The organism is Microbacterium sp. KR10-403, from assembly GCF_040196215.1.
Taxonomy (GTDB): domain Bacteria; phylum Actinomycetota; class Actinomycetes; order Actinomycetales; family Microbacteriaceae; genus Microbacterium.
This window is the reverse complement of sequence record NZ_JBEGDC010000004.1, coordinates 388,139-405,024: the sequence shown is the minus strand read 5'-3', so window position 1 is coordinate 405,024 and position 16,886 is coordinate 388,139. Positions and strand designations below refer to the sequence as shown.

17 protein-coding genes are annotated in these 16,886 nt (G+C 69.7%); 11 read left to right on the top strand and 6 right to left on the bottom strand.

Annotated features, from left to right (window positions below; all coding sequences use genetic code 11):
- Positions 1-8: 8 nt before the first annotated feature.
- Positions 9-581, bottom strand: coding sequence for a TetR/AcrR family transcriptional regulator (locus ABMQ42_RS11165; RefSeq protein WP_349723063.1), 573 nt, complete (start codon positions 579-581; stop codon positions 9-11).
- A gap of 69 nt (positions 582-650) precedes the next feature.
- Here ABMQ42_RS11165 and ABMQ42_RS11160 point away from each other — a divergent pair, with 69 nt between their 5' ends.
- Positions 651-1,721, top strand: coding sequence for an epoxide hydrolase family protein (locus ABMQ42_RS11160; protein WP_349723062.1), 1,071 nt, complete (start codon positions 651-653; stop codon positions 1,719-1,721).
- 26 nt (positions 1,722-1,747) lie between these two features.
- On the opposite strand, the gene ABMQ42_RS11155 is transcribed toward ABMQ42_RS11160, so the two are convergent.
- Complete coding sequence (locus ABMQ42_RS11155) at positions 1,748-2,590, bottom strand: exodeoxyribonuclease III (RefSeq protein ID WP_349723061.1); 843 nt, start codon at positions 2,588-2,590, stop codon at positions 1,748-1,750.
- 88 nt (positions 2,591-2,678) lie between these two features.
- Here ABMQ42_RS11155 and ABMQ42_RS11150 point away from each other — a divergent pair, with 88 nt between their 5' ends.
- The 4 genes from ABMQ42_RS11150 (at position 2,679) to ABMQ42_RS11135 (ending at position 5,881) form a co-directional block, all read left to right on the top strand.
- Positions 2,679-3,116, top strand: a complete 438-nt coding sequence (locus ABMQ42_RS11150; RefSeq protein ID WP_349723060.1) for a VOC family protein — start codon at positions 2,679-2,681, stop codon at positions 3,114-3,116.
- Positions 3,117-3,806 (top strand): winged helix-turn-helix transcriptional regulator, encoded by a 690-nt coding sequence (locus tag ABMQ42_RS11145; RefSeq protein WP_349723059.1) that lies wholly within the window; start codon positions 3,117-3,119, stop codon positions 3,804-3,806.
- 93 nt (positions 3,807-3,899) lie between these two features.
- Positions 3,900-4,829 carry a phosphotriesterase family protein gene (locus ABMQ42_RS11140; RefSeq protein ID WP_349723058.1) on the top strand — a complete coding sequence of 310 codons (930 nt, stop codon included), beginning with the start codon at positions 3,900-3,902 and terminating at the stop codon, positions 4,827-4,829.
- On the top strand, positions 4,826-5,881 hold the full coding sequence (locus tag ABMQ42_RS11135; protein ID WP_349723057.1) for a phosphotriesterase family protein: 1,056 nt from the start codon (positions 4,826-4,828) through the stop codon (positions 5,879-5,881). The genes ABMQ42_RS11140 and ABMQ42_RS11135 overlap by 4 nt, the downstream gene beginning before the upstream one ends.
- Before the next feature lie 183 nt (positions 5,882-6,064).
- Here ABMQ42_RS11135 and ABMQ42_RS11130 read toward each other — a convergent pair whose 3' ends face one another.
- Genes ABMQ42_RS11130 through ABMQ42_RS11120 form a run of 3 tightly spaced genes read right to left on the bottom strand, consistent with a single transcriptional unit; the run spans position 6,065 to position 9,607 of the window.
- Positions 6,065-6,601: a YbhB/YbcL family Raf kinase inhibitor-like protein gene (locus tag ABMQ42_RS11130; RefSeq protein ID WP_349723056.1), complete on the bottom strand. Its 537-nt coding sequence runs from the start codon at positions 6,599-6,601 to the stop codon at positions 6,065-6,067.
- A 52-nt stretch (positions 6,602-6,653) separates the two neighbouring features.
- Positions 6,654-8,066 (bottom strand): Re/Si-specific NAD(P)(+) transhydrogenase subunit beta, encoded by a 1,413-nt coding sequence (pntB, locus tag ABMQ42_RS11125; protein ID WP_349723055.1) that lies wholly within the window; start codon positions 8,064-8,066, stop codon positions 6,654-6,656.
- A complete protein-coding gene (locus ABMQ42_RS11120) occupies positions 8,063-9,607 on the bottom strand; it encodes a Re/Si-specific NAD(P)(+) transhydrogenase subunit alpha (protein ID WP_349723054.1) in 1,545 nt (514 codons plus the stop codon). The genes pntB and ABMQ42_RS11120 overlap by 4 nt, the downstream gene beginning before the upstream one ends.
- Positions 9,608-9,757: 150 nt before the next feature.
- Here ABMQ42_RS11120 and pyrE point away from each other — a divergent pair, with 150 nt between their 5' ends.
- The 6 genes from pyrE to ABMQ42_RS11090 all read left to right on the top strand — a co-directional run bounded on the left by pyrE (position 9,758) and on the right by ABMQ42_RS11090 (position 15,814).
- Complete coding sequence (gene pyrE / locus ABMQ42_RS11115) at positions 9,758-10,336, top strand: orotate phosphoribosyltransferase (protein ID WP_349723053.1); 579 nt, start codon at positions 9,758-9,760, stop codon at positions 10,334-10,336.
- A 245-nt stretch (positions 10,337-10,581) separates the two neighbouring features.
- Positions 10,582-11,616, top strand: coding sequence for a LacI family DNA-binding transcriptional regulator (locus tag ABMQ42_RS11110; RefSeq protein WP_349723052.1), 1,035 nt, complete (start codon positions 10,582-10,584; stop codon positions 11,614-11,616).
- Between the two features lie 110 nt (positions 11,617-11,726).
- Positions 11,727-13,016 (top strand): ABC transporter substrate-binding protein, encoded by a 1,290-nt coding sequence (locus ABMQ42_RS11105; RefSeq protein WP_349723051.1) that lies wholly within the window; start codon positions 11,727-11,729, stop codon positions 13,014-13,016.
- Positions 13,017-13,086: 70 nt separating this feature from the next.
- The gene (locus tag ABMQ42_RS11100) at positions 13,087-13,977 is read left to right on the top strand and encodes a carbohydrate ABC transporter permease (protein ID WP_349723050.1); all 891 of its coding nucleotides are present in this window, start codon (positions 13,087-13,089) and stop codon (positions 13,975-13,977) included.
- Positions 13,974-14,903: a carbohydrate ABC transporter permease gene (locus tag ABMQ42_RS11095; RefSeq protein ID WP_349723049.1), complete on the top strand. Its 930-nt coding sequence runs from the start codon at positions 13,974-13,976 to the stop codon at positions 14,901-14,903. Before ABMQ42_RS11100 ends, ABMQ42_RS11095 begins: the two co-directional genes overlap by 4 nt.
- Positions 14,900-15,814: an ROK family protein gene (locus ABMQ42_RS11090; RefSeq protein WP_349723048.1), complete on the top strand. Its 915-nt coding sequence runs from the start codon at positions 14,900-14,902 to the stop codon at positions 15,812-15,814. Before ABMQ42_RS11095 ends, ABMQ42_RS11090 begins: the two co-directional genes overlap by 4 nt.
- A 259-nt stretch (positions 15,815-16,073) precedes the next feature.
- Here the strand turns inward: ABMQ42_RS11090 and ABMQ42_RS11085 are convergent, their stop codons facing one another.
- On the bottom strand, positions 16,074-16,850 hold the full coding sequence (locus ABMQ42_RS11085; protein WP_349723047.1) for an HAD-IIA family hydrolase: 777 nt from the start codon (positions 16,848-16,850) through the stop codon (positions 16,074-16,076).
- Between the last annotated feature and the right edge of the window lie 36 nt (positions 16,851-16,886).

Sequence of the window (16,886 nt, the reverse complement as noted above, 5' to 3'; positions counted from 1 at the left end):
GTCGGGGTCTACTCCGCGTCGACGAGCCGTTGGATCGTCTCGCCCATCCAGGTCCGGAGCCCGTCGACGTCGTCGATTCCGCCGTCGAGAATCCGCAGTCGCGTCGTCACGCCGAGCAGGAAGACGTCGATCGCACGCGCGCGGGCCGACGCGTCTTCGCGCGTGAGCCCATAGTGCTCGAGCTGTCGCTGCAGCGGTGCGAGCGACTCGTGATCGAGGACGTCCGCCAGCATGCCCGCCGCCGCGCGGTGCTCGCCCGACGCGCGCAGCAGGGCGACGAGGGGGTCTTCGGCGCCGACCTGCACCCATCGCCCGACGATGGTCGCCGCCATCCGCTCACCCAGCGAGGCCCGCGGGCCGTTGAACATCGCGTCCACGCCCAGGCGCACCTCGGACGCGGCGGCGAAGAGCCCCTCCTTGCCGCCGAAGTACCGCGTGATGAGGTTGGGCGAGACCTCGGCGCGCGCGGCGATCGCGTGCACGGTGGCGGCACCGAACCCGCTGCTCGCGAACTCCTGACGGGCGGAGGCGAGGATGCGCTCTCGGGTCCGGGCTGCGTCTCGGGGGCGGGCGGCGGTCACCTGATCAGCGTACGCGTGCGCGACGACATATGTGTACGGCAGAACACATAAATGTGTATCTTCATACACATGCCTCTGCCCACTGAACGCGTGCCGGACTCCGCCCTCGAAGACCTCGCCGATCGGCTCGACCGCACCCGCGCGCCGCGCCTGACCGGCGAGACCGGATGGGCGCGCGGTACCGATGCCGACGCCCTCGCCGCGCTGCTCGACCACTGGCGACACCGCTTCGACTGGCGCGCGCATGAGGCGCGCATCCTCGATCTGACGTGGGAGGAGTCCGCGGGCCTCCGCGTCGTGCATCAGCGTAGTGTTGAGCCCGGCGCACCGACCGTGGTGCTGCTGCACGGGTGGCCCGACTCGGTGCTGCGCTACGAGCGGGTGCTGCCGCTGCTGCGCGACCTCAACGTCGTGGTGCCGGCACTGCCGGGCTTTCCGTTCGCCACGGAGGGGAGGGGGATGGATGCCGCGGCCATGGCGGCGCTCGTGGGTGACGCGCTGGCGAGCCTCGGCTATGAGAGGTACGTGCTCTCGGGAGGAGATGTCGGCGGCGACGTCGCCGAGCAGCTTGCGGCGCTGCACCTTGAGCGCGTCGGCGCCCTGCACCTGACGAATGTGTCGCCGCTGCACGCGGTGTTCGCAGACCGCTCGACGCTCGACGCGGAAGCGCTCACGTATGTGGATGCCGCGGCCCGCTGGTCGCGCGCCGAGGGTGCCTACATCGCGGTGCAGTCATCGAAGCCGCACACCCTGGCGGTCGGGCTCTCCGACTCGCCGGCCGGGCTCGCGGCCTGGCTCTTCGAGAAGCTGCACGGCTGGAGTGACGAGCCGTTCGCGGCCGACGACCTGCTCCTGTGGATCAGCGCCTACTGGTTCACGAACAGCATCGGCGCGTCCTTCGCGACGTACGCGGAGGCGGCGAAGCCTGTTCCGTACGTGTCGACGCCGACCGTACTCAGCCTCTTCGCCGCCGACACGAAACCGGCACCGGTGAGCTTCGCGGCGCGCTTCGTGAATGTGCAGGAGGTCGTCGCGCACGAACGCGGTGGGCACTTCGCCGCGTGGGAGCGGCCGGACGCGTATGCGCAGGATGTGCGGAAGGCGGTGGCGCTGGCGGAGAGCCGGATCGCGTCGAGGTGAGGCGGGTGCGCGGCATGGTGTCGGCGTCAGCCGAAGATCATCGGCACGTCATCGTCGTCGTCAGAGCCGAAGTCGGTGTCGACGACGACCGGCACGTGGTCGCTGGGGATCTCGCCCTTGCGCTCGTCGCGCGCGATCGAGGCGCCGGTCACCGCGTCGGCGAACGCCGTCGACCCCAGGATGAAGTCGATGCGCATGCCCTCGTTGCGGGGGAAGCGCAGCTGCTTGTAGTCCCAATAGGTGAAGCCGGTGGGGATCAGCGGGCGCACGACGTCGGTGAGCCCGGCCTCTTCGAGCGCGCGGAAGGCCTCGCGCTCGCGCGGTGAGACGTGGGTCGAGACGCCCTCGATCACCGTCGGGTCGCCGTTGTCGGCATCCGTCGGGGCGATGTTGAAGTCGCCGACGAGGGCCAGCGGCAGCTGCGGGTCGCGCCCCAGCTCGCCCTGCACATGAGAGCGCAGGGCTGCCAGCCAGTCGAGCTTGTAGGAGTAGTGCGGGTCGTCGAGCCCGCGCCCGTTGGGAACGTAGAGGCTCCACACGCGCACGCCGTCGATCAGCGCGCTGATCGCGCGGGCCTCAAGGGGCTGATCCGGCCCCTCCATGCCCTTCGCGAAGCCCGGCATGCCGTCGAACGCGGTCTGCACGTCGTCGACGGGCAGGCGGCTGGCGATGGCCACGCCGTTCCACTGGTTGAGCCCGTGCGCGTGCACCTCGTAACCGGCGTCTTCGAACGGCCCGTAGGGAAACTGGTCGGGCCGGCACTTGATCTCCTGCATCGCGAGGACGTCGACGTCTTCACGCACGGCGAACTCCACGGTGCGGGCGACGCGGGCGCGGATCGAGTTCACGTTCCAGGTGGCCAGGCGCATGCGTCCAGCCTAGGGCCGAGAGCGGACATGCCTCTTGACGGGCTACTTGTTTTTTGCAACCATCCTTGTTGAGAACAAGGAGGCCCGCATGGCCACTCAACTCTTCGTGAGCCTGCCCACCAGCGATCTCGAGCGCAGTACGAGGTTCTACACCGCGCTCGGCACCACCGTCAACGAGGCGTTCAGCGATCAGAACGGCACGTGCTTCGTGTGGGACGACAACATCTTCTTCATGCTGATCAAACGCGAGTTCTTCGCGACCTTCACCGACAAGCCGATCGTCGACCCCGCGGTCGCCGTGCAGACGTCCCACTCGTTCAGTCGGCACTCGCGCGACGAGGTCGACCGCATCGTCGCGGCGGGCATCGCCGCCGGTGGCTCCGAGCCGCGCCCCCCGCAGGACTTCGGCTTCATGTACATGCGCGACCTCGACGACCCCGACGGCAACTCGCTCGGCTTCCTCTACGCGCCGCCCGAGGAAGAACCGGAGGAAGCTCTCGACGACCAGGTTCAAGGCATCGCGTAGGTGGCCGCAAGAACCTACGGCCAGTACGGCGGGGTCGCCACGGCCGTCGAGCTCATCGGTGAACGCTGGGCGCTGCTCATCGTGCGCGACCTGCTCGTCGGCCCGCGGCGGTACACCGATCTGAAGCGGGGGCTGCCGCGCATCCCCACCAACATCCTGTCGGCGCGACTGAAAGAGCTACAGGACGGCGGGGTGATCCGCCGCGTGCCGATCCGGCAGTGCGGGCTCGTATACGAGCTGACGCCATACGGGCGCGAGCTCGAACCCGTCGTGTACGCGCTCGCGCGGTGGGGTCTGCGGGCGCTCGGCGAACCCGGTGAGGACGACACCTTCAGCGCCGACGCGCTGACCGTCGCGTTGCGCGCGGTGTTCCGGGCAGAGACCGCCGGCCCCGGCGACTACGAGCTGCGGGTCGGCGATGTCGCCCTGCGCGTGCAGGTCGACGCGGAGCTGCGCATCACCCAGCTCGCGCCCCCCGCGCCGCCCGTCGGCGGCGCGCTGCCCGTGGGCGAGCCCGGCATCACGATCACGGCGGGCAGCGGCATCCGTCATCTTCTGACGGGCCGAGTGGATGCCGCGGCCGCCGTCGCCGCAGGAGACGTGGTCGTCACGGCCGGCGATCCCGCCCTGCTGGAGCGGTTCGCCGCGACGTTCGGTCTCGATGACGCGGAGTCCCCTCCGCTGGCGTGAATCCGGCGCCCCGCGCATAACGATGTGGACACGCCGTCGTTCCACCCCTGCCGTATTGTCTACAATCGGAGACAAACACGCGAGGAGGGGTGGATGGGCGACGTCGTGACGGTGACCGGCCGCGTGCCGGCAGAGCAGCTCGGTATCGGGGTGGTGGGCGAGCGACTCGTTGCGCACCAGGAGGTGCCGCGTCCGGAGCGTGCCACCGAATCGTGGTTCTGTGAGCAGCCGGTGACCATGCCGATGCTGGGCGATCTGATGATGGGGCGCGCGAACCGCGACGACGCCGTGCTCGAGCCCGCGCACGTGCGCACCGAGCTCGAGCGCTTCGCGACCGTCGGGGGCGGTGTGGTCGTCGACGTGACGACCGTCGACGAAGGCCGCGACATCGCCGAGTTGCAACGGCTGTCGGCGAAGACCGGTGTCCGCATCGTGGCGGCGGCTGCGGCATCCACCGATCCTGACGACATCGCGGACGAGCTGCGGTCCGGCGCCATCGGGATCGTCACGGTCGGTGCCGCCGCACGCGACGACGAGCGCGCGGCGGCCTATGCGGCGGCGGTGCGCACCGGGGCGCCCGTGCTCACCGATGCGGGAGTCACCGACCCGGTCGTGCTCGTCATCGATGCGCTCGAGTCGGGGCTGCGCCCCGAGCAGATCGCGGTGCGGCCGATCGCGCCGTCGATCGGGGACCGTGAGGTGCTGCGCCGGCTGGCGGCGGCGGGCGTCTACCTGCTGTTCGACGGGCTGGGGCGCATCCCGACGATGCGCACGCTGGTCTCCGACCACGAGATCGCGGCCACGATCGCGTCACTGGTCGCCGCCGAGGCGGGCGACCGCGTGCTGCTGGGCGCGGGGCTCACGCGCAAGCACGCCTTCACCGCGTTCGGCGGCCACGGGCTGCCGTTCGTTCCCGCGCAGTTCGTTCCGTATCTGCGGATGCTCGGGCTCACCGACGCGCAGGCCGACCGGCTCATCACCACGAACGTGCACGAGTTCCTCTCCTGGACGGAGGCGACATGACCATCGAGAACCTCGCCGGCAAGGCTCTGACCGTCGAGGGCCCGGTGGATCCGGCGACGCTCGGCGAGGTGTCGATGCACGAGCACCTCTTCCTCGACATCACGGCACCCCCGCACAACCCGCGCCCGGGCTACGATCGGCCCGAGGCGCACACGCCGCTCACGCTCGAGAACCTGTCGGCGGCGCGGATGGGCGGCGCGATCATCGACAACAGCCTGCTCGGCAGCTTCGACGAGCAGCTGGCCGAGGTGCTGCCGTTCCGGTACCTGGGCGGCGGCGCACTGGTCGACGTGTCGAGCATCGGCCTGGGCCGCGACGCCGACGCGCTGCGTCGGCTCTCCCGCGCCAGCGGGCTGCACGTCGTGATGGGAGCCGGCTGGTACGAGCGCAACTTCCACCCCGCGAACATGGACGAGCTGACGGTCGAGGAGATGACCGCGCAGATCGTCGCCGACATCACGGTCGGGGTCGACGGGACCGGCATCCGCTCGGGTGTCATCGGCGAGGTCGGCGTCGAGGGCAACCCGCTGACCGACAACGAGCTCAAGAGCGTGCGCGCCTCGGGGCGCGCGTCGCGCCTCACCGGTGCGCCGATCACGTTCCACCGCGGCGGCGTCGGCGACGAGCAGCACACCGTGCTCGACGTGCTCGAAGACGAAGGGGTCGACCTGCATCGCGTCACCATGGGGCACGCGGGGACGGTCGGGCTCGACATGCCCTTCGCCCGCCGCCTGCTGGCGCGCGGCGTGTTCGTGGAGGCCGACTTCCTCGGCACGACGGGCAGCCCGTGGGGCACGCTCTTCCCGTTCACCGACCGCACCGTCGCCTTCGGGCTCAAGGCACTGGTCGACGAGGGGTTCGGCGACCGGATCGTGCTGGGCCACGACGTGTGCCAGAAGATCCAGCTGCGCCGCTACGGCGGGCACGGGTACACCTACCTGCACGAGCACTTCCTGCCCGCGCTGGTCGAGATCGGCATCGCGCCCGAGACCGTGCGCGCCTTCATGACGACGAATGCGCACCGGGCGCTGACCTTCGGCGCCCCGGCGTAGCCGGTGCGGGATGCCGCGGGCCCCGGCATCCCGGCGCTTCGCCTCGTCGCGCGCTGCCGCCCCACCTGTGCGGCCGCCCCTACCGGCGAACTCATATGAATTTGTCCTGTGCACATCACACCGGCGGCCAGTTTGATGTGCACGAGACAGTTTCATGTGAATTTGGCCATGGGTGGCCGGGGGTCAGTCGCTCGAGGCCGTCCCCACGAGGATGCCGCGGGCCAGCGTGTGGAAGTGCCGGTTGAAGCCGAGCACGGCCGGCGTCGATCCGGGGGCCAGGTCGAGGTGCGAGACATCCAGCGCGTCGACGACGAAGAAGTAGCGGTGCACGCCCGTGGTCTGCGGGGGAGCAGCGCCGATGTAGTGCTCGACGCGCGCCTCGTTCGGCAGTGTGATCGCCCCGGCAGGCAACGACCCGGCCCCGCCGTCGCCGGCGTTCGCGGCCAGCGCGGTCGTCGACGGGTCGATGTCGTACACGGCCCAGTGCCAGTAGCCCGACCCGGTCGGGGCATCCGGGTCGAAGCACGACACCGCGAAGCTGCGGGTGCCCTCGGGCGCACCCGTCCAGCTCAGCTGCGGCGAGCGGTCGGCACCGCCCATGCCCGATCCCCAGCACTCCTTGGGGAGAGCCTCGCCCTCCGCGAAATCGGTGCTCGTGACCGTCATCCGCGGAAAGTCCTTCAGCCGCGCCAACTCCGCATACGGGTCGTACTCGAACATCGCGTCCTCCTTCGTCGCAGTCCTTCCGCCCACGCTACCCGCGGCCGCGCCGTCACAGGGCCGCGAGGATGTCCTGCACCCGCTCCTTCGCGTCGCCGAAGAGCATCCAGGCGTTGTCGCGGTAGAACAGCGGGTTCGCCACGCCCGCGTAGCCCGACGCCATCGAGCGCTTGAAGACCACGACCTGCCGGGCCTCCCACACGCGCAGCACCGGCATGCCGGCGATCGGCGACCCCGGGTCTTCGGCCGCCGCCGGGTTCACGGTGTCGTTCGCGCCGATCACCAGCACCACGTCGGTTTCGGCCAGGTCGTCGTTGATCTCGTCCATCTCGAGCACGATGTCGTACGGCACCTTCGCCTCGGCCAGCAGCACGTTCATGTGCCCGGGCAGACGGCCGGCGACGGGATGGATGCCGAACCGCACCTGGATGCCCCGCTCGATGAGCCGGCGGGCGAGGTCGGCTGTGGCAGACTGCGCCTGGGCCACGGCCATGCCGTACCCGGGGGTGATGACGACCGTGGATGCCGCCTCCAGCATGTGCGCCACGGATGCGGCATCCGTCTCCTGATGCTCGCCCTGCTCCTCGTCGCCCGACGCCGGTGCGACGATGCCGAAGCCGCCGGCGATCACCGAGATGAACGAGCGGTTCATGGCCTTGCACATGATGTACGACAGGTACGCACCCGACGAGCCCACGAGCGCGCCGGTGACGATGAGCAGGTCGTTGTTCAGCAGGAAGCCGGCGGCGGCCGCCGCCCATCCCGAATAGCTGTTGAGCATCGAGATGACCACGGGCATGTCGCCGCCGCCGATCGAGGCGACCAGGTGCCATCCGAGCGCCAAGGCCAGCACGGTGACGACGACCAGCAGCCAGAGCTGCGGCGTGATCACGTACCAGACCGTGAGGGCGATGAACACGACGATCGCGCCGATGTTCAGCGCGTTCTTGCCGGGCAGCATGAGCGGACGCGACGACATCTTCGCCGACAGCTTGAGGTACGCGACGATCGATCCGGTCAGGGTCACGGCGCCGATGAACACGCCGATGAACACCTCGGCGTGGTGGATGCCGAGCAGGTTCGCGGCGACGCCCTCGTCGTGCAGCGCCCCGTTCCAGCCGACGAGCACGGCCGCGGCGCCCACGAAGCTGTGGAAGAGCGCGATGAGCTCGGGCATGCCGGTCATCTGCACGGTGCGCGCCTTATACAGGCCGATGGCCGCGCCCACCACGACCGCCACCACGAGCAGGATCAGCCCGAGCGTCGCGCTCGGCTGGCCCCAGGCGTCGGCGAGCATGAGCCAGAGCGTCGCGATCAGGGCGATGGCCATGCCGATCATGCCGTAGACGACGCCGCCGCGGGCGCGCTCGTGCCTGCTGAGGCCCGCCAGGCTCAGGATGAACAGGAGGGCGGCGACGATGTACGCCGCGCCGGCGACCGCGCCGGCAACGCTCGCCGCGGTCACTTCTGGGTTCCCTTGACGAACATCGACAGCATCCTGCGTGTCACGGCGAAGCCGCCGAACACGTTGATGCTGGCGACGAGCACGGCGATCGCGGCGAGGATCTGCACGGCGACGCTGGGCACGGTCAGCTGCATCATCGCGCCGACGATGATGATGCCGCTGATCGCGTTGGTCACGCTCATGAGCGGCGTGTGCAGCGCGTGCGTGACATTGCCGATCACATAGAAGCCCACGACGACTGACAGCGTCAGCACGAGGAAGTGCTGGGGCAGGGGCGGTGGCGCGAACGCGCAGATCGCGAACAGGGCGGCCATGCCCAGGGTGATCAGGGCCAGCCGCGCGGTGCGCGACATCGGCTGCTTCTCGGGAGGGGTGGATGCCGCGGGCTCGGCGGTCTGCGCGGGTTTCGCCGCGGGCGCGGCCGACACCGACACGGCCGGCGGCGGCCAGGTCACCGCGCCGTCGCGCGCGACGGTCACGGCACGCTGCACGACATCGTCGTCGATGGTCAGCTCGCCGTCCTTGCCCGGGGTCAGCAGCGTCAGCAGGTTGACGAGGTTCGTGCCGTACAGCTGCGACGCCTGGGCCGGCAGCCGGCGCGCGAGGTCGGAATAGCCGAGGATCACCACACCGTTGTCGGTGACGACGCGCTCGTCGGCCACCGATCCCTCGACGTTGCCGCCCTGCGCGGCCGCCATGTCGACGATGACGCTGCCGGGCTTCATGCTCGCCACATCGGCCGCGGTGATCAGGCGCGGCGCCTTCCGTCCGGGGATCTGCGCGGTCGTGATGATGATGTCGACGTCGCGTGCCTGCTCGGAGTAGATCTCGGCGGCGCGCTTGTCGTAGGCCTCGCTCGTGGCCTTCGCGTAGCCGTCCGCGGAATGCTCCACCGCGGCATCCACCGCCAGATAGTGTCCGCCGATCGAGGCGACCTGATCGGCGACCTCGGGACGCGGGTCGGTCGCCCGCACGACGGCGCCCAGGCTCGAGGCGGCGCCGATGGCGGCGAGTCCCGCGACGCCGGCGCCGGCGACCAGAACCTTCGCGGGCGGCACCTTGCCAGCGGCCGTGACTTGCCCGGTGAAGAAGCGGCCGAACTCGTGGGCGGCTTCGATGACGGCCCGGTATCCGGCGATGTTCGTCATCGAGCTGAGCACGTCCATCGACTGGGCGCGCGAGATGCGCGGCACGGCGTCGAGGGCGAGCGCGGTCACGCCGCGTGCGGCGAGCTTCGCGAGCAGCTCGGGGCTGTGCGCGGGGCTCAGCAGGGCCGCGACCACCGCGCCCGGGCGCAGCAGGGCGATCTCGTCGTCGGTGGGGGCGGCGACCTTCAGCACGACGTCGGCGGACCAGGCCTCGGCGGCGTCGGCCAGCGCGGCGCCCGCGTCGACGTACGCCCGATCGGGGAGGCTGGATGCCGCGCCCGCGCCGCGCTCGACGATGACGTCGTAGCCCAGTGTGCGGATCTTCTCGACGGTGGTCGGGGTCGCGGCGACGCGTGTCTCCCCGCGGTGTTCGGCGACGATGCCAAGACGCATGGATGCTCCGTGATCTGGTCGGGTTTCTGCGACCGACTATAGGGCTCGGGTGTGCGGTTCCGGCGATCTTGCCGGCGTCTCGGCGTGAAAGAATCGGCGGATCTTCGCCGTTCAGAAGGCCGCGGCATCCCGCCCCGTAGACTCGTGCCCATGACCGTCGCCTCCACTCCCGCGCTCGAAGCCGACCGCCAGACCCTCATCGGTCTGATCACCGACGAGGCCGTGTTCCACGGCGATTTCACGCTGTCGAGCGGCAAGAAGGCGACGTACTACGTCGACATGCGCAAGCTCACGCTCGACCACCGTGCGGCCCCGGCGATCGGGCGCATCATGCACGACCTGATCCGCGATGTCGACGGCGTCGTCGCGGTCGGCGGGCTGACCCTCGGCGCCGATCCCATCGCCAATGCGGTGATGCACGAGTCGGTGCGCACCGAGCGCCCGCTCGACGCGTTCGTCGTGCGCAAGGAGCCCAAAGACCACGGCCGCGGCCGCCAGATCGAGGGGGCGGATGTCGCGGGCAAGCGCGTCGTCGTGCTCGAAGACACCTCGACCACCGGGCAGTCGGCGCTCAAGGCGGTCGAGGCGCTGCGGCGCGAGGGCGCCGAGCCGGTCGCCGTCGCGGTGATCGTCGACCGCAAGACCGGCGCGCAGGCGGCGGTCGAGGCGGCGGGGCTCCAGTGGCTGGCCGCGATCGACCTCGACGACCTGGGGCTCGCCCCGCAGTAGCTGGGTCAGGCGTCGTTCTTCGTCGCGCTTTGCCCCCGTATCGCCCGGAACCATCCGCCGAATTCATATGAATCCGTCGAATGCACATCGAACCGGCGGCGGTGTGATGTGCTTTGGACAAATTCATATGAATTTGCCCTCGGGGCGGGTGCCGTCGCAGCGGCGGACGGGCCTGACCGAGGCGGGCGCACGAGGACGCCACGGTCTTTGGTAACGTTGCCGAAAACGTGCCAGATCGGACCGCCATGGACGACGAACCGACGCTCGACAAAGCGCCCCGTCGCGCGACGATGAAAGATGTCGCCGCGCGGGCCGGTGTCGGCCTGTCGACGGTGTCGCGCGTCGTCTCGGGCAAGGGCGGCGTCGCCCCCGCGAAGGTGCGCGCCGTCGAGAAGGCGGTCCGCGAGCTGAACTTCAGCCGCAACGACTCCGCGCACACCTTGCGCACCGGGTCGTCGGCGATGATCGGCATGGTCGTCACCAACATCTCCGACCCGTTCTTCTCAGCGCTGATCAAGGGCGTGGAGGGGCGCGCGCGCGAGCGCGACCTCGTGGTGCTGGTCACGTCGGTGACGGATGCCGCGGACGAAGCCGAACGCGTCATCAAGCGCCTGCTGCGCCGCAGCCTCGACGGGCTCATCCTCGTCGCGCCCGAGGGTGCCGACCTCGCCTTTCTCGGCGACCATCCCGACACCCCGGTCGTCTTCGTGGATCAGCCGCCGAGCGACCACGTCACCGCCGACCTGGTGGTCGTGGACAACGAAGGCGGCGCCGTCGCCGCGGTCGAGCACCTCTACACGGCCGGCCACCGGCGCATCGCCTGCTTCGCACATGAGAGCGGCCGCTATACCTCGGTGCGGCGCGAAGCCGGTTACTATCAGGCGCTCAAACGGCTCGGCCTGCCCGCGGACCGCGCGCTGGTCGTCTCGGTCGAAGACGACGTCAACGTCTGCGCCGAGGCGCTGCTCGAGCTGGCGCGACTGCCCGACCCGCCCACTGCGATCTTCTCCACGAACGGCCGCACCACGCGTGCGCTGCTCGGTGCGCAGCGGCTGCTCGCATCGCGCCTGGCGCTCGTCGGCTTCGACGACTTCGACCTCGCGGAGCTGATGGACCCGCCGACGACCACGATCGCCCAGGACCCGGTCGCGATCGGTGCGGCGGCGGCGGAACTGCTCCTGAACCGCATCGACGGACGATCCGGGCCGACACAGCGCATCACCCTGGGCACGCGGCTCGTCGAGCGCGGGTCGGGCGAGCAGCCCCCGCATCACGATTAGGTCACATCGGCCGCGTGCGGCACGGCCGCGGCTTGCGTTTGGCAACGTTTTCAGATTTCATAGCATCCAGCCGGCGGAATGCGGGCTGACAACATCCAACGGAGGATCACATGCGCAAAGCACTTGCAGCAGTCGCGGGCCTGGCGGTCGCCGGTCTCGCACTCGCCGGCTGCTCCGGTTCCAGCGACAACGGCGACAACGGGAACAGCGCGAAGGACGACAGCCAGGTCGAGGTGTTCACCTGGTGGGCATCGGGTTCGGAGAAGGCCGGCCTCGACGCGCTCGTCAAGGTGTTCAACGAGCAGTTCCCGAACACCAAGTTCGTCAACGCGGCCGTCGCCGGCGGCGCCGGCTCGAACGCGAAGAACGCACTCGCGTCGCGGCTGAAGGCGAACAACCCGCCGGACTCGTTCCAGGCCCACGCGGGCGCCGAGCTCACCGACTACATCGAGGCCGACAAGATCGAGGACCTCAGCAGCTTCTACGACGAGAACGGGCTGACCGACGTCTTCCCGTCCACGCTGCTGGACCGCCTGACCGTCGACGGCAAGATCTACTCGGTGCCCAGCAACATCCACCGCGCCAACGTCACCTGGGTCAACACCGACCTGCTGACCAAGGCCGGCATCGACCCCAAGGTCGCCCCCGCCGACCTCGACGCGTGGCTGGCCGACATGAAGAAGCTGAAGGACAGCGGCGTCGAGACGCCGCTGTCGGTCGCGACCGACTGGACCCAGGTGCAGCTGTTCGAGAACGTGCTGCTCTCCGTGCTCGGCGCCGACGGCTACCAGGGCCTGTGGGACGGGTCGACGAAGTTCGACTCGGCCGAGGTCACGACGGCCATCGACTATTACACGAAGCTGCTGAGCTACGCGAACACCGACGGCACCGGGCAGGACTGGCCCGTCGCCACCGACATGGTCATCGACGGCACCGCCGCCTACAACGTGATGGGTGACTGGGCGCTGGCCGAGTTCGACGCGAAGGGCAAGACGTACGGCAAGGAGTACACGACCTGGCCGACGCCCGGCACCGACGGCATGTTCGACTTCCTCGCCGACTCGTTCACACTGCCGGTGGGCGCCCCGCACGCCGCGGGCGCCAAGAACTGGCTGAAGACGATCAGCTCGGCCGAGGGCCAGAAGGCCTTCAACCTCGCCAAGGGCTCGATCCCGGCGCGCACCGACGCCGACCCGGCCGACTACCCGGAGTACCAGCAGGGTGCGATGGCCTCGTTCGCGAAGGACACCGTGGTCAGCTCGCTCGCACACGGTGCGGCCGTGAAGATCTCGTGGCTGAACGACATCACCTCGGCGATCGGGCAGTTCGTCTCCACCAAGGACGCCGGCACGTTCCAGGACGCGCTCGTCCAGGCGCAGACCAAGGGTCTGGGTCAGTAACAACCGCTGAATGCGCGGGGCGGCGTCACGGCGTCGCCCCGCGCGCATCCTCACGTCAAGGAGGACACCGATGCGCAAAGGCATCCGCAACTGGGGGCCGCCGCTGCTCCTCATCTCGCCGACGCTCATCCTGGTCGGCATCTTCGTCTACGTCCTCATCGGCGTGAACTTCTCGACCGCCATGACCAAGGACTCGGCGCTGACCGCGTCGGAGTTCGTCGGCCTGCAGAACTTCACCGACCTGCTCACCGAGCCGCGCTTCCTGCACTCGCTGGCCAACCTCGGCATCTTCACCGTCTTCTTCATGGTGGGCACGATGCTCTTCGGCTTCCTCTGGGCGTGGATGCTGGACAAGGGCGTCACCGCCGAGGGCGCGTTCCGCTCCATCTACCTGTTCCCGATGGCCGTCTCGTTCGTGGCGTCGGGCGTGGTGTGGCGCTGGCTGCTCAGCTCGGCCCAGGGCGACCGCGCCTCGGGGCTGAACCGGCTGCTGCAGTCGATCGGGCTCGGCGGTCTGCAGAACGACTGGTACAACGCGCCGGGCTGGGGCATGGCCGCGATGGCCATGCCGGCCATCTGGCAGCTCGCCGGCTATGTCATGGCCCTCTTCCTGTCGGGCTTCCGCGGCATCCCCGAAGAACTCCGCGAGGCCGCGCGCATGGACGGCGCCTCCGAGTGGAAGCTCTACCGGCACGTCATCTTCCCGCAGCTGCACCCGGTGGCGCTCTCGGCGCTGGTGATCGTCGCGCACATGTCGCTGAAGGTCTTCGACCTGATCATGGCGGTGACCGGATCGGTCTACATCACCGAGGTGCCCGCCACCTACATGTGGGTCGCGCTGACCGGGGGCGAGTACGGCAAGGCATCCGCGATCGCGACGATTCTGCTGCTGCTGGTGTGCATCTTCATCGTGCCGTACCTGATCTACACGGCCCGCGCCGAGAGGAAGGCCCGCCGATGAGTGAGACCATGGCGGTCACGACCGGCATCGAACGGCGCAACGAGCGCCTCGGCGCCGCTCCGAGCGGCAGCCGCGCGAAGCGGCGACTGAGCCGGACGGCCAAGTACGTCATCCTGCTCTTCTTCGTCGTCATCGTGCTGATGCCGGTGTACGTCCTGCTGGTGACGAGCCTGAAGGGACCGTCCGACGTCTCGGCGATCACCTCCTGGCGTCTGCCGAGCCGGTGGCCGTGGCAGGCCGGCCCCGACGGGGCGACCGGCTTCGACAACTGGGTCACCGCGTGGAATACGCTGGCCGCACCGATCGGGCGCACCTTCCTGCTCGCGATCCCGGCCGCGATCATCTCGGCGATGCTCGGCTCGATGAACGGCTTCGTGCTCTCGCGCTGGAAGTTCCCCTACGCGAACGTGGTGTTCACGCTGATCCTGTTCGGCATGTTCATCCCGTACCAGGCGATCATGGTGCCGCTCGTGCAGATGAAGACGACGCTGGGCATGCCCAGCAGCATCGTCACCCTGCTGTTCGTGCACATCATCTACGGCCTCCCGATCTGCACGCTGATCTTCCGCAACTACTACGAGGGCGTGCCGAACGAGCTCATGGAGGCCTCGCGGGTCGACGGCGCCGGCATGCTCGGGTCGTACTGGCGCATCATCCTGCCGCTGTCGCTGCCCGGGTTCGTCGTGACGATCATCTGGCAGTTCACCTCGGCGTGGAACGACTACCTGTTCGCGCTGTTCCTCTCGGATGCCAACCAGGGCCCGGTGTCGCTGTCGCTCGTGAACCTGTCGCAGGGTGCCCAGCTGTCGAACTACGGGGCGTCGATGGCGGGGGCGCTGATCGCGTCGCTGCCGACGCTGCTGGTCTACATCATCCTCGGCAAGTACTTCATCGGTGGACTGATGAGTGGGTCGGTCAAGTCGTGACCGACCTCGCTCTGGCCGTCGATCTGGGCGGCACGAAGGTGGAGGCCGCCCTGGTCGACGCCACCGGTGCCGTCGTGCCCGGATCTCGGTCGCGCCGCCCGACCGGGCCGCGCGCCACTCCCGACCTCTTGCAGGGCGCGCTCATCCAGGTCGTGCGCACCGTGCTCTCGGGCGCGGGTGACGGGGTGGTCGGCGTCGGCATCGGCAGCGCGGGACCGATCGACCACGCGGCGGGCACGATCGCCCCCGTCAACATGCCGGCACTGCACGGGATGCCGCTGCGCGACGTCGTCGCCGACGCCGTGGCCCGCGCGGGCCATCCCGATGTGCCCGTGCGACTGGGTCATGACGGCGGCTGCCTGGCGCTGGCCGAGTCGTGGGTCGGAGCGACCCGCGACGCGCGGGTGTCGCTGGCGTTCGTCGTCTCGACGGGCATCGGCGGCGGCTTCCTCATCGACGGGCGGCTGTTCGCCGGCACGACCGGCAACGCCGGTCACCTCGGCCAGCTGCACTCCGACGACGGCGTCTCGCTCGAACGGGTCGCCTCGGGACCGGCGAGCGTCGAGTGGGCGCAGAAGCAGGGATGGGCGGGTGCCAGCGGCGAAGAGCTGGCGGCGGCCGCGGCATCCGGCGATTCCATCGCCCGTGCCGCGATCGAGCGCTCCGCCCGTGCGATCGGCCGGGCGCTCGCCGACATCGCGGCGCTCGTCGACGTCGAGGTCTTCGCCGTGGGCGGTGGGTTCTCGCACGTCGCCGACGACTACGTCGACCTCATCGGCGCCGCGTTGCGGGACGCCGCGGCGCTGGACTATGCGCGCGCGGCGCGCGTCGTGCGCAGCGGGCTGGGCGGCGACGGGCCGCTGATCGGGGCCGCGGCCCTCGTACTGCAGGCGGACCGCGCACCGGCGTAGCCGCTCGCGCCGTTCAGAACTCAGCTCATATCGACGCTTCGTGCCGCCATCATGCCGATTTCGCGATTCTGCGGCGCAGTCCGGATGAGTTCTGAACGCCGCAGGCCGGCTGAGTTCTGAACGCCGCAGGCCGCAGCCGATTCAGTCGCCGTCGTGCCGGTGCCGGATGTACTGCACAACGAACACGATGAGCGTGCCGGCGACCACAAGGGTGGTCACCGCGAACAGCAGGTTCTGCTCGAGTGCGCTCACGGATGCGTCAGCGGTCCACGAGGTCGGCCACCGAGTCGACGATCTCGTCGGGGCGGAACGGGTAGCGCTCGATCTCGGCGCGGTCGGTGATGCCCGTCTTGACGAGAACGGTGTGCAGGCCGGCCTCGATGCCTGCGACGACGTCGGTGTCCATGCGGTCGCCGATCATGCCGGTGTTCTCGGAGTGCGCGCCGATCTGGTTCATCGCCGAGCGGAACATCATCGGGTTCGGCTTGCCGACGACGTACGGCTCTTTCCCGGTGGCCTTGGTGATGAGCGCGGCGAACGAGCCGGTCGCCGGCACCACGCCCGCGGGCGTCGGACCGGTCGAGTCGGGATTCGTGATGATGAAGCGCGCGCCCGCGTTGATGAAGCGGATCGCCATCGTGATCGCCTCGAACGAGTACTGCCGGGTCTCGCCGACGACGACATAGTCGGGCTGCGTCTCGGTCATGATGAAGCCGGCCTCGTGCAGCGCGGTGGTCAGACCCGCCTCGCCGATGACGAACGCCGACCCGCCGGGCATCTGCGACTTCAAGAACTGGGCGGTCGCCAGTGCCGAGGTCCAGATGCGGTCCTCGGGCACGTCGAGACCCGAGCGCGCGAGCCGCGCCGAGAGGTCGCGCCGCGTGTAGATCGGATTGTTCGTGAGGACGAGGAACGGGATGCCGCGGTCCCGCCACTGCGCGAGCAGCTCGGATGCCCCGGGGATCGGGCGGTTCTCATGGACCAGCACGCCGTCCATGTCGGTCAGCCAGCACTCGATCTCGGCTCGGGTCCGCATGCGCCCAGCCTAGCGGGCCGCACCCGGGCGACCCCG